At 62.6% G+C, this 12,058-nt stretch carries 11 protein-coding genes; 9 read left to right on the forward strand and 2 right to left on the reverse strand.

Going from position 1 to position 12,058, the window contains the following annotated elements:
* The first annotated feature begins 19 nt into the window (after positions 1-19).
* The 7 genes from K3819_RS27440 to K3819_RS27470 all read left to right on the forward strand — a co-directional run bounded on the left by K3819_RS27440 (position 20) and on the right by K3819_RS27470 (position 8,321).
* The gene (locus tag K3819_RS27440) at positions 20-1,375 is read left to right on the forward strand and encodes a pitrilysin family protein (protein ID WP_064600101.1); all 1,356 of its coding nucleotides are present in this window, start codon (positions 20-22) and stop codon (positions 1,373-1,375) included.
* Complete coding sequence (locus K3819_RS27445; RefSeq protein ID WP_085611984.1) at positions 1,368-2,855, forward strand: pitrilysin family protein; 1,488 nt, start codon at positions 1,368-1,370, stop codon at positions 2,853-2,855. Before K3819_RS27440 ends, K3819_RS27445 begins: the two co-directional genes overlap by 8 nt.
* On the forward strand, positions 2,855-3,460 hold the full coding sequence (gene rsmD, locus K3819_RS27450) for a 16S rRNA (guanine(966)-N(2))-methyltransferase RsmD (protein ID WP_221398273.1): 606 nt from the start codon (positions 2,855-2,857) through the stop codon (positions 3,458-3,460). The genes K3819_RS27445 and rsmD overlap by 1 nt, the downstream gene beginning before the upstream one ends.
* A 116-nt stretch (positions 3,461-3,576) precedes the next feature.
* Positions 3,577-4,920, forward strand: coding sequence for a pitrilysin family protein (locus K3819_RS27455; protein WP_221398274.1), 1,344 nt, complete (start codon positions 3,577-3,579; stop codon positions 4,918-4,920).
* Positions 4,913-6,406 (forward strand): pitrilysin family protein, encoded by a 1,494-nt coding sequence (locus tag K3819_RS27460; RefSeq protein ID WP_260329005.1) that lies wholly within the window; start codon positions 4,913-4,915, stop codon positions 6,404-6,406. The genes K3819_RS27455 and K3819_RS27460 overlap by 8 nt, the downstream gene beginning before the upstream one ends.
* A gap of 45 nt (positions 6,407-6,451) precedes the next feature.
* A complete protein-coding gene (locus K3819_RS27465) occupies positions 6,452-7,486 on the forward strand; it encodes a hydrolase (RefSeq protein ID WP_221398275.1) in 1,035 nt (344 codons plus the stop codon).
* Positions 7,487-7,490: 4 nt separating this feature from the next.
* Positions 7,491-8,321, forward strand: coding sequence for an AraC family transcriptional regulator (locus K3819_RS27470; RefSeq protein WP_221398276.1), 831 nt, complete (start codon positions 7,491-7,493; stop codon positions 8,319-8,321).
* Positions 8,322-8,325: 4 nt separating this feature from the next.
* On the opposite strand, the gene K3819_RS27475 is transcribed toward K3819_RS27470, so the two are convergent.
* On the reverse strand, positions 8,326-9,180 hold the full coding sequence (locus K3819_RS27475) for a sulfurtransferase (RefSeq protein WP_085611990.1): 855 nt from the start codon (positions 9,178-9,180) through the stop codon (positions 8,326-8,328).
* Positions 9,181-9,208: 28 nt separating this feature from the next.
* Positions 9,209-9,880 (reverse strand): TetR/AcrR family transcriptional regulator, encoded by a 672-nt coding sequence (locus K3819_RS27480; RefSeq protein WP_039767914.1) that lies wholly within the window; start codon positions 9,878-9,880, stop codon positions 9,209-9,211.
* Between the two features lie 146 nt (positions 9,881-10,026).
* Between K3819_RS27480 and K3819_RS27485 the strand changes: the two genes are divergently transcribed.
* Positions 10,027-11,457, forward strand: a complete 1,431-nt coding sequence (locus K3819_RS27485; protein ID WP_221398277.1) for a coniferyl aldehyde dehydrogenase — start codon at positions 10,027-10,029, stop codon at positions 11,455-11,457.
* A 24-nt stretch (positions 11,458-11,481) separates the two neighbouring features.
* Positions 11,482-12,027, forward strand: coding sequence for a twin-arginine translocation pathway signal protein (locus K3819_RS27490; protein ID WP_221398278.1), 546 nt, complete (start codon positions 11,482-11,484; stop codon positions 12,025-12,027).
* The last annotated feature ends 31 nt before the right edge of the window (positions 12,028-12,058 follow it).

Genomic DNA, 12,058 nt, shown 5'->3' on the forward strand with positions numbered 1-12,058 from the left:
CCAACAGGTTTAAAAACGAATGAATGCTCTAGCCCGCCGCGCCGCAGGCCTGCTGCTCAGCACAGTCTGCCTGCCCCTTTCGGCCCTGGCGGCCGACCCGCAACCGACCCACGAATTCACCCTCGACAACGGCTTGAAGGTCGTCGTGCGCGAAGACCATCGCGCGCCGGTGGTGGTGTCGCAGGTCTGGTACAAGGTCGGTTCCAGCTACGAAACCCCGGGCCAGACCGGTCTGTCCCACGCCCTCGAGCACATGATGTTCAAGGGCAGCGAAAAAGTCGGCCCCGGCGAAGCCTCGCTGATCCTGCGCGACCTCGGCGCCGAAGAGAACGCCTTCACCAGCGACGACTTCACCGCTTATTACCAGGTCCTGGCCCGCGACCGTCTGGGCGTGGCCTTCGAACTGGAAGCCGACCGCATGGCCAACCTGCGCCTGCCGGCCGACGAGTTCGCCAAGGAAATCGAAGTCATCAAGGAAGAGCGCCGCCTGCGCACCGACGACAAGCCGATGGCCAAGGCCTTCGAGCGCTACAAGGCCATGGCCTACCCGGCCAGCGGTTATCACACGCCGACCATCGGCTGGATGGCTGACCTTGAGCGGATGAAGGTCGAAGAGCTGCGCCACTGGTATCAGTCCTGGTACGTGCCGAACAACGCCACGCTGGTGGTGGTCGGCGACGTGACCCCGGACGAGGTGAAAACCCTCGCCCAGCGCTACTTCGGGCCGATCCCGAAACGCGACGTGCCGCCGGCGAAAAAGCCGCTGGAGCTGGCCGAGCCCGGCGAGCGCCAGATCACCCTGCACGTGCAGACTCAACTGCCGAGCCTGATGCTCGGTTTCAACGTCCCGAGCATCGCCACTGCCGAAGACAAACGCTCGGTCAACGCCTTGCGCCTGATTTCGGCGTTGCTGGACGGCGGCTACAGCGGTCGCATCCCGACCCAACTGGAGCGCGGTGAAGAGCTGGTGTCCGGCGGTTCGTCGAGCTACGACGCCTACACTCGCGGTGACAGCCTGTTCACCCTGTCGGCCACGCCGAACACCCAGAAGAAAAAAACCATGGCCCAGGCTGAGGCCGGTCTGTGGAAACTGCTGGAACAGCTGAAAACCACCGCACCGTCCGCCGAAGAACTGGAGCGCGTACGCGCGCAGGTCATCGCCGGCCTGGTCTTCGAGCGCGATTCGATCACCAGCCAGGCCACCGCCATCGGCCAGCTGGAGACCGTCGGTCTGTCGTGGAAGCTGATGGACACCGAACTGGCCGATCTGGAAAGCGTCACCCCGCAAGACATCCAGAACGCCGCCAAGCTGTATTTCACCCGCGAACGTCTCAGCGTCGCCCACGTCCTGCCCCTGGAGACGACTCATGAGTGAGCGCAAAACCCCACGCCTGCTGCTCGGCCTGATCACCGTGGCCATCATCGGCTCCGCTGCGTTCTACCTGGTGCCAAGCGACAACACCAAGGCCAGCGAAGCGCTGGATAACGCCAAGTCCAGCCAGAAGCTGCAATCGCTGGCCGAGCTAGACGGCAAGGCCCCGGCCAGCCGCAAGCTCGACGTGCAGACCTGGAACACCGCCGAAGGCGCCAAAGTGCTGTTCGTCGAGGCTCGCGAACTGCCGATGTTCGACATGCGCCTGATCTTCTCCGCCGGCAGCAGCCAGGACGGCAACGCGCCGGGCCTGGCCCTGCTGACCAACGCCATGCTCAACGAAGGCGTGGCGGGCAAGGATGTCGGCGCCATCGCTCAGGGTTTCGAAGGCCTGGGCGCGGATTTCGGCAACGGCGCCTACAAGGACATGGCCATCGCGTCGCTGCGAAGCCTCAGTGCTGCCGACAAACGCGAGCCAGCGCTGAAGCTGTTCTCGGAAGTAGTGGGTAAACCGACTTTCCCGGCCGACTCCTTCGCGCGCATCAAGAACCAGATGCTCGCCGGTTTCGAATACCAGAAACAGAACCCCGGCAAACTCGCCAGCCTGGAGCTGATGAAGCGCCTCTACGGCGATCACCCGTACGCCCACGCCAGCGACGGCAATGCGCAAAGCGTGCCGAAGATCACGCTGGCGCAACTGCGTGAGTTCCACGCCAAGGCCTATGCGGCCGGCAACGTGGTGATCGCGCTGGTGGGCGATCTGTCCCGCAGCGAAGCCGAGGCGATTGCCAATCAGGTGTCCGCTGCACTGCCAAAAGGTCCGGCGCTGGCGAAAGTCGAGCAACCGATCGAGCCGAAACCCGGCATCGGCCACATCGAGTTTCCGTCGAAGCAGACCAACCTGATGATCGCGCAACTGGGCATCGACCGTGACGACCCGGATTACGCCGCGCTGTCGATGGGCAACCAGATCCTCGGTGGCGGTGGCTTCGGCACTCGCTTGATGAGCGAAGTGCGCGAGAAGCGCGGCCTGACCTACGGCGTGTATTCGGCATTCAGCCCGATGCAGGCGCGCGGCCCGTTCATGATCAACCTGCAGACCCGCGCGGAAATGAGCGAAGGCACCCTGAAACTGGTGCAGGACGTGCTCGCCGACTACCTCAAGACCGGCCCGACCCAGAAAGAGCTCGATGACGCCAAGCGCGAACTGGCCGGCAGCTTCCCGCTGTCCACCGCGAGCAACGCCGATATCGTCGGCCAGCTCGGTGCCATGGGTTTCTACAACCTGCCGCTGAATTATCTGGACGACTTCATGCGTCAGTCCCAGAGCCTGACGGTCGAGCAGGTTCGCGACGTTCTGAACAAACACTTGAGCACGGATAAACTGGTCATCGTCAGCGCTGGCCCGACCGTGCCGCAAAAGCCGTTACCGGCCCCATCTGATAAACCTGCCGAGCAGCCGCTCGGGGTTCCGGAGCATTAATGGCCAGTCCAAAGAAACCTGTACAAAAACTGCACAACGGTGTGAACCAGTTACGCATCATCGGCGGCGAATGGCGCAGCCGAAAGCTGAGCTTCCCTGATGCGCCGGGTCTGCGTCCGACGCCGGACCGGGTGCGCGAAACCCTGTTCAACTGGCTCGCGCCCTACGTTGCCGGGGCCAAGGTGCTCGACCCGTTCGCCGGCAGCGGCGCGCTGTTTCTCGAAGCACTGTCCCGTGGCGCGGCCCTGGGTCAGGCGCTGGATGCCAGCCACGTCGCGGTGTCCAGCCTGAAAGAACACCTCGGCACGCTGCGCTGCACCAACGGTCACGTGCAGACCGCCGATGCCCTGCGATATCTGGAAACCCAGACTGCGACCGCGTTCGACCTGGTGTTCCTCGACCCGCCGTTCAACCAGAACCTGCTGCCCGCCGTGTGCACGCTGCTGGAAGAGCGCCAATGGCTGGCCGACGATGCGTGGATCTACACTGAAAGTGAAACCGCGCCATCGACCCTCGGCCTGCCGGGCAACTGGCGCCTGCACCGCGAGCAGAAATCCGGGCGGGTGTACTACGCGTTGTGGCAACGGGGCCTGCCCTCTCTCTGACAATCGTCTGGCGAACGCCGAATCTGGCGCGCGGTAGATAACTACCGCACGCCGCCCGCGCAAAATCTCCACAGTGGATTACGCCATTTCAGTAATCCATTGAGGACCCATCATTTATGGACACTTTGTGCAGCAGGATGCTGCCTTGCCTGGCCCTGGCCCCGCTGCTGGCGCTGGCCGCCCCACCACCGACCACCCATGAGTTTCTGCTGGACAACGGCCTGAAGGTCATCGTCCGCGAGGATCACCGAGCCCCGCTGGTCACTTCCCAACTGTGGTTCAAGGTCGGATCGGCTGACGAAGCACCGGGTCAGACCGGACTGTCACACGCGCTGGAGCACATGCTTTACAAGGGCAGCAGCAAGACCTGTCCGGGCGAAGCATCCGCCATACTGGAATCCCTGGGGGCATCGGAAAATGCCTTTACCGGTAAAGACGTCACTGCTTATCACCAGACTTTGCCCAAGCCTTATCTGGGGGTCGCATTCGAGCTGATGGCCGACCTGATGTCGACTGCTCACCTCACACCTGAAGATTTCGCTTCCGAGATAAGTGTCATTCAAGAAGAGCGCCGCTTGAGTGTGGAAGACAGTCCTCTGGACACCGCACTGGAGCGTCTGGAAACCCTGGCCTATCCCTCCAGCAGCTACCGGCCCCCCGTCATCGGCTGGATGAACGATCTGCGCACCTTGAACACCGCTCAGTTGCGCGACTGGTATGAGTCACGCTATGCCCCTGGCAATGCCACGCTGGTCGTCGTCGGCGACGTCACCCTCGATTACGTTCAACCTCTGGCTCAACGCTACTTCGGCGGCCTCGCCAGTCGCCCCCTCACCCAAACCGTAAAACCGCGCGAATTGCCGCAGCCAGGCGAACGCCGCCTCATCCTCAACCAACCGGTGCCCGCCTCGCAGTTGATCATGGCGTTCAACGTTCCCAGCCTGGCTACGGCAGATACATACCGGACTGCGCATGCGCTGCGCCTGATGGAAATGTTGCTGGCAGGCTCCCAGAGCGCTCGCCTGCAAAAACACCTGCAACACAAGGAGCATGTATTCAGCCATGTCAGCGCCAGCTACGACCTTTACAGTCGCGGCGATACTCTTCTGACATTGAGCACCCGCCTCGACAGCTCACAACCCACAAGCCCGGAAACCGCACAAATACGAGTCTGGGATCTGCTCGAAGAACTGCGCACCACGCCCCCCTCTCCCGAAGAACTGGAACGCGCGCGGACCCAACTGATCGCCCAGAGAGTTTTTGCCCGGGATTCGATCATGAACACTGCCATACATCTGGCCGCCCTCGAGAGCGCTGGCCTGTCGTGGCAATTGCTCGATCAGGAGATCGCCGAGCTCAAGAAAGTGACCCCCGAGGACCTCCGCCAGGTCGCTGAAAAGTACCTGATCCGCGAACGCCTCAGCACAGCCCACGTGCTTGCGGAGAAAAAACATGGATAAATCTGCGCACGTCTTTCGGTCTGCCATGGCCGGTTTTGCGTTCACCCTCTGGCTGTCAGCCAGTCCGGTTGCTGCCGATACTGCGCCAGCCGGTTTTCCCAAATCACGATTGCAATCGCTGTCGGAAACAGACACGTCCCGACAGACGCCACGCCCATTGACCATCAAGGGCTGGAAAACCACGACAGACATCAAAACGCTATTCATCCGTACGGCGGAGTTGCCGATGTTCGATGTTCACGTCAGTTTCGCCGCCGGCAGTGCACACGATGGCGACAACCCCGGTCTGGCAGCGTTGACATTCAGCCTGTTCAACGAGGGGGTGAGCGGCAAGAATGACCATGCAGCGATCGCCGAAGTCTTTGACGGGCTGGGTGCGAAAGTCGGTATGGTTCTGGATCAGGAGCGTGCCACGTTCACGTTGCGCAGCCTCAGCGATCCAGACAAAAGCGCCCCGGCGCTGCAACTGTTTACGCAAATGCTGGGGCAGCCCTCCCTTTCCGATGAAGCGCTGCTGAGGGTCAAGAGCGAGCTTCGTGGCTTGCAGCTGGCACAACAGCAACAACCTGCGGACATTGCCAGGCAACGCCTTCAGGAGCTGCTGGCTCCGGACACGCCCTACGCCCGTTCGATCTACGGAACCGATACCGACATGACCTCGATCACCCGTCAGGCCGTTCAAACGTTCCACCGACAAACCCACTCGGCAAGCCAGACACAAATTACGTTGGTGGGAGACCTTTCCGTCGAGCAGGCACAGGCCATCAGCCTGCAAATCGCCAATGCGCTACCCGCCCCCACCGTTGCACTCCCCGCCGTCGAACCGCCCAAAGCGTTCGGCACTGAAATGCATCACCATGTAGAGCGCACACAAGAACAGACTCACGTATTGCTTGGGCAACCCAGCCTGTCGCGCCAACACGAGGATTTCATTGCGCTGTATGCCGGGACGCTGATTTTCGGCAGTGGCGCAAATTCCCGCCTGATGACAGAACTGCGCAACAAACGAGGCCTGGTATACGACGTCAGCATTCGCACCAAAGACTGGGCAGGCGGCGGACTGACATCAATTGCTCTGCAGACCAGCCCCCAATTCGTGAATGAAACGGTGGCTCTGGTGAAATCGATGCTCAGCGATTTCCGGCGTGATGGCCCCTCGCAGGAGGAGCTCGATCACTTCAAACGCCGACTGGCCAACGCCAATATCACTGGCAGTGCCAGCAACGGGCAGATTCTCGCGCGCCTGATCGAGATCAACCGCCACCACTTGCCGCTCGACCTGGATTTCTTCGCGCAACAGGTGCAGAGCCTGACGCTGGAGCAGATCAGAATGGCAGTGGACAAACATCTGCCTGACGATCAGTGGCGGGTAGTGACCGTAGGTCCGACGACACCCCAACTGCCGCTCCCGCAACCGGCCATTGTCCCGACCGTCGAGCCGTCCGGGCATTCGTGTCGCGCTGATGCAGGCTTTGTGGCAAGTTAGATCTCCCTTGAAGTGGCAGCCCTTTGTGTGGCGACCACTTCATGCATGACACCGTCGAGATTTACTGTGCGCGCACCTCTTGCTCCTTCCGAACCCGGATTTCGTTTCACACCCGCCTTCGGCCTCGGCAATCCACACCGGCAAACCTTGTGGGGGCCACTATGGCGTAAAACCGTGCACCTTGATCGCCAGCGCGAACGGCTGTGGCTGGACGACGGCGATTTCCTCGACCTCGACTGGTATGGCCCGCACAGCGCTGAAGCGCCACTGGTACTGGTGCTGCACGGGCTGACCGGCTCTTCCAACTCCCCCTACGTCGCCGGAATCCAGGCAGCGCTCGCCGCGCAAGGCTGGGCCAGTGTCGCGCTGAACTGGCGCGGCTGCTCCGGCGAGCCGAACCTGCTGCCGCGCAGCTACCACTCCGGGGCCAGCGAAGACCTCGCCGAAACCCTCCGCCACCTGAAGGCCAAGCGGCCATTGGCGCCGCTGTATGCGGTCGGCTATTCCCTCGGTGGCAATGTGCTGCTCAAGCACCTGGGGGAAACCGGCAGCGCCAGTGGCGTGCTCGGTGCGGTGGCGGTGTCGGTGCCGTTTCGCCTCGATCAATGTGCCGACCGTATTGGCCAGGGTTTCTCGAAGGTCTATCAGGCGCACTTCATGCGCGAGATGGTGGCCTACATCAGGAACAAGCAGCGTCAGTTCCAGCATGACGGGCGCGAAGATGGGATTGCAGCTTTGGCGGCCCTCGGCTCGCTGGAAAACATGCGCACCTTCTGGGATTTCGATGGCCGGGTGACCGCGCCGCTGCACGGTTTCGCCGATGCCGAGGATTATTATCGCCGGGCATCGAGCCGTTACTTTCTCGGTGAGATCCGCACACCGACCCTGATCATTCAGGCAGCGGACGACCCGTTCGTGTATCCCCACAGCCTGCCGCAGGCCAGTGAGTTGTCGGCAACGACGCAATTCGAATTGCAGAACAAGGGCGGGCACGTCGGCTTCGTCGACGGCACGCTCCGCCAGCCGGGTTATTACCTGGAACGACGGATTCCGCAGTGGCTGGCCGACGCGGGGCGATGAGGTCATGAGCGATCAGGGCGAGTCGATCCGCTTCTGGCAAGCCGCGCCCCTGGCCGGGGTCGAGCTGTTGACCGCGCGCTACATCGAGCATCGTTTCGCCCCGCACGTCCACGACGGTTATGTGATCGGCATGATCATGGCCGGCGCCCAGCGCTACCGTTATCGCGGCGCCGAACACCTGGCGGGCAGCGGCACGCTGGTGCTGATCAATCCGGACGAAGTGCATAACGGCCACAAGGGCTCCGAGGACGGCTGGCTGTACCGGGCGTTTTATCCCGACACCGGGCAGATCGTCGCGCTGTTGAATGAACTGGAACTGCCGACCGCACCGATGCCGGCCTTCGGGGCGACGCTGTATCGCGATCCGGACCTGGTCAACGGTTTCTGTCAGTTGCACCGCTTGCTGGAAAGCCCCGCCACCGCGTTGCAACAGCAAACCGTGTGGCGGGAAATGATGATGCTGCTGTTGCAGCGTCACGCAGCGGTGCAGATCAGCGGCAACCCCGGCAAGGAGCACCGCGCGGTGGCGATGGCCAAGGAGTTGCTGCACGCGCAACTGGCGGCGCCGCCCTCGCTGGAAGAACTGGCGGCGGCCGTGAACCTCTCGCCCTTCCACTTCGCCCGGGTGTTCCGCCGCGCCACCGGCATGCCGCCGCACAGCTGGCTGATGCAGCAGCGAATTGCCTGCGCGCGGGGCTTGTTGCAGAGCGGCTGCCTGCCGGTGGAAGTCGCCACGCAGCTGGGATTTGCCGACCAGAGCCATCTGAGCCGGCAATTCAAACAGGTTTATGGCGTGGGGCCGGCGGCCTATCGCAGCGCGCGGCTGGATCGCTGAGCGATTACTCGCCGGTGGCGATACCGCGCGAAGGCTCGTTGATCCACTCGCTCCACGATCCGGCATACAGCGAACCCAATGGATAACCCGCCAGACACAGGGCAAACAGGTTGTGACACGCCGTCACCCCGGAGCCGCAGTAAGCCACCAGATCGTTCGGGGAACGCTCGCCGAGTTTCGCGGCGAAACGCTGCTTGAGCTGATCGGTCGGCAGGAAACGCCCGTCGCTGCCCAGGTTGTCGGTAAACGCCGCGCATTGCGCGCCGGGAATGTGCCCGGCGATCGGGTCGATCGGCTCCACTTCGCCCTTGAAGCGCGGCAAGGCGCGGGCATCGAGCAGGGTCAGGGCCGGCTGGCCGAGGCGTTGCTGCAATTGCTCGGCGCTGAGCAGCAGGCGCATGTCCGGCTGGCCGCTGAAGTTGCCCCGGGCCGCTGACGGTGGATCAAGACTCAACGGCAGCCCCGCCGCATGCCAGGCCTTGAGCCCGCCATCGAGAATGAACACGCCGTCACGCTTGCCCAGCCACGCCAGCAACCACCAGGCCCGCGCCGCATAGGCGCCCGGGCCGTCGTCATACAGAACCACGTCGCTGTCATTATTGATGCCGAACGCTTGCAGGCGTTCGATCAGCGCCGCCGGTTCCGGCAGCGGATGGCGACCGGTCACGCCCTTGATCACCGGGCCGCTGAGGTCGCGTTCAAGATCGGCGAAATGTGCCCCGGCAATGTGCCCCTCGGCGTAGCTGCGCTGGCCGTAATCCGGGTCTTCGAGGGCAAAGCGGCAATCGAGAATCACCAGCCCCGGTTGCGCCTTGCGGGCATCCAGTGCGGTCGGGCTGATCAGTTGCGCAATCGGCATAGCGAACGACTCCAGTGAGGAAATGGGCTTACGGTCTCTCTTCGAGGGCCTGGGCCAGCGGCACGTAGAACTCTTCGAACAAGGCGTTGACCTCATCGCGGGCCTGCTCGGTGACGAACCCTGCTTCCAGCACCAGCACCTGATACACGCCACGTTTGATGGCCTGTTCGCTGAGGTAGTTGGAATTCTCCCGGGTCGTGCACAGGAAGCGCACCCAGGAGGTGAGGATGATCCACGCGTTGAGGGTCAGGGATTCGATCTGCACCCGATCCATTTTCAGGATGCCGGCGGCAACGAACCCTTCATAGATCGCCGCGCCCTGGATCACGCAGCGCTGGGAGAAGCGCCGGTAGCGCCCGGCCAGCTCAGGATCGCTGTCGAGCAGATGCTCGAGATCGCGGTGCAGGAAACGGTAGCGCCACATCGCCGACAGCAGCTCCTTGAGATAGAAGCGCTTGTCTTCGACCGTCGCGGCACGGCCCTGAGGCGGACGCAGGAAGCTGTCCACCAGGCTTTCGTACTCACTGAACAGCACGGCGATGATCGCCTGCTTGTTGGGGAAGTGGTAGTACAGATTGCCCGGAGATATCTCCATGTGGGCGGCGATGTGATTGGTGCTGATGCTGCGCTCGCCCTGCTGATTGAACAGCTCGAGGCTGTTCTGCACGATGCGCTCGCTGGTTTTGATCCGTGGGGCCATGGCTTGAGCTTTAATTCAGAGTGCGTTGGGGGGCATCTTACGGCCTAACCGGAACGGGATAAAACCAGGATGCGCAAGGAAGCCATTTGACTTTCTAGAGCATAGACTCTAAAAAGCTCCTCACAACAACAACTCCGGAGCCGCCGATGACTGCCGATATTGCCTACCTGCAAACGCTGCAACAGCCGCTGGAAGAGCTCAACCGGCTGTTTGACGCGCAGCGTGCCGCCTACGCCGCCAACCCGATGCCGCCTGCGGCCCAGCGCCAGCAATGGCTCAAGGCCCTGCGCGATTTGCTGAGCAACGAGCGGCAGGCCCTGATCGACGCCATCAGCTCCGACTTCAGCCACCGCAGCGCCGATGAAACCCTGCTCGCCGAGCTGATGCCGAGCCTGCACGGCATTCACTACGCCAGTCGGCACATCAGCCAGTGGATGAAACCTTCAAAACGCAAAGTCGGCGTTGCTTTCCAGCCCGCGTCGGCGAAAGTCGTGTACCAGCCGCTGGGCGTGGTGGGCGTCATCGTGCCGTGGAACTACCCGCTGTTCCTGGCCATCGGCCCGCTGACCGGCGCCCTTGCGGCCGGCAATCGGGTGATGCTCAAGCTCAGCGAATCGACCCCTGCCACCGGCCTGCTGCTCAAGGAACTGCTGGCGCGAATCTTCCCCGAGGATCTGGTGTGCGTGGTGCTCGGCGAGGCCGATGTCGGCGTGGCGTTTTCGAAAATGCGCTTCGACCACCTGCTGTTCACCGGCTCCACCAGCGTCGGCAGGCACGTGATGCGCGCAGCGGCAGAGAACCTGACGCCGGTGACCCTGGAACTGGGCGGCAAGTCCCCGGCCATCGTCTCCCGCGACGTGCCGCTCAAGGACGCCGCCGAGCGCATCGCTTTCGGCAAGACCCTCAACGCCGGCCAGACCTGCGTGGCCCCGGACTACGTGCTGGTGCCGGAAGAGCGCATCGGCGGTTTCGTCGAAGCCTATCGCCAGGCCGTGCGCGGGTTTTATCCGACACTCGCCGACAACCCGGACTACACCGCGATCATCAACGAGCGCCAACTGGCGCGGCTCAACAGCTACCTCAGCGACGCCACCAGCAAGGGCGCGCTGCTGATTCCACTGTTCGACCAAGGCCAGGGCCGACGCATGCCGCACAGCCTGCTGCTGAATGTCAGCGACGAGATGACGGTCATGCAGGACGAGATCTTCGGCCCGTTGCTGCCGATCGTGCCCTATCAGGATCTGGATCAGGCATTTGCTTACATCAATCAGCGGCCACGTCCTCTGGCTCTTTACTACTTCGGCTACGACAAGCGCGAACAGAAACGCGTGCTCAGCGAAACCCATTCCGGTGGCGTCTGCCTCAATGACACGCTGCTGCACGTGGCGCAGGACGACATGCCATTCGGCGGCATCGGCCCGTCGGGCATGGGTCATTACCACGGGCACGAAGGCTTCCTGACGTTCAGCAAGGCCAAGGGTGTGCTGGTCAAACAACGCTTCAACGCGGCGAAGCTGATCTACCCGCCCTACGGCAAATCCATTCAGAAACTGATCCAGAAACTGTTCATTCGCTAACGTCACCGCCGGGTAATAACAACAATGCACCCAAGCCTGACCGAAACACCTGCCCTGTCGCGCCGTGGCCTGCTGAAATTCAGCCTCGGCGCCACGGCTTTCCTCGCTACCGCCGGCCTTGGCGCCAGCCTCAGCGGCTGTTCGTCGAGCGCTTCAGCCAACGGGTTCGCCACGCTGCGCAGCGCTGATCTGCTGTTTCTGCGTGCGCTGATTCCAGTGATGCTGGAGGGCGCCGTTACTGTGGAAAAGATGCCCGCTGCTGTCGACGGAACGCTTAAGTCGCTGGACTACAGCCTCGATCACCTGTCGCCGGAAATGCTCAAGCTCACCCGGCAACTGTTCGACGTGCTGGGCATGGCGGTGACGCGCGGGCCATTGACCGGGATCTGGGGCAGTTGGGAAAACGCCAGCCCCGAGGCGATCCGTCACTTCCTCGAACGCTGGGAAAACAGCTCGCTGAGCCTGCTGCGCATGGGCCACAGCTCATTGCTGCAAATGGTGATGATGGCCTGGTACACCCGCGCCGAATCCTGGGCCCATTGCGGTTACCCCGGCCCGCCCGCCGTTTGAGCCTGGCGACCCACGCAAAACAATAATAAGA

The sequence above is a fragment of the Pseudomonas sp. 3-2 genome, assembly GCF_019710535.1.
Lineage (GTDB): Bacteria > Pseudomonadota > Gammaproteobacteria > Pseudomonadales > Pseudomonadaceae > Aquipseudomonas > Aquipseudomonas pharyngis.

Bases quoted from the DNA above. Each gene is read 5' to 3' on its own strand.
- K3819_RS27490 (WP_221398278.1), top strand. From the start codon at position 11,482: ATGCACCCAAGCCTGACCGAAACACCTGCCCTGTCGCGCCGTGGCCTG.
- K3819_RS27465 (WP_221398275.1), top strand. From the start codon at position 6,452: ATGACACCGTCGAGATTTACTGTGCGCGCACCTCTTGCTCCTTCCGAA.
- K3819_RS27475 (WP_085611990.1), bottom strand. From the start codon at position 9,180: ATGCCGATTGCGCAACTGATCAGCCCGACCGCACTGGATGCCCGCAAG.
- K3819_RS27460 (WP_260329005.1), top strand. From the start codon at position 4,913: ATGGATAAATCTGCGCACGTCTTTCGGTCTGCCATGGCCGGTTTTGCG.
- K3819_RS27480 (WP_039767914.1), bottom strand. From the start codon at position 9,880: ATGGCCCCACGGATCAAAACCAGCGAGCGCATCGTGCAGAACAGCCTC.
- K3819_RS27440 (WP_064600101.1), top strand. From the start codon at position 20: ATGAATGCTCTAGCCCGCCGCGCCGCAGGCCTGCTGCTCAGCACAGTC.
- K3819_RS27470 (WP_221398276.1), top strand. From the start codon at position 7,491: ATGAGCGATCAGGGCGAGTCGATCCGCTTCTGGCAAGCCGCGCCCCTG.
- K3819_RS27445 (WP_085611984.1), top strand. From the start codon at position 1,368: ATGAGTGAGCGCAAAACCCCACGCCTGCTGCTCGGCCTGATCACCGTG.
- rsmD (WP_221398273.1), top strand. From the start codon at position 2,855: ATGGCCAGTCCAAAGAAACCTGTACAAAAACTGCACAACGGTGTGAAC.
- K3819_RS27485 (WP_221398277.1), top strand. From the start codon at position 10,027: ATGACTGCCGATATTGCCTACCTGCAAACGCTGCAACAGCCGCTGGAA.
- K3819_RS27455 (WP_221398274.1), top strand. From the start codon at position 3,577: ATGGACACTTTGTGCAGCAGGATGCTGCCTTGCCTGGCCCTGGCCCCG.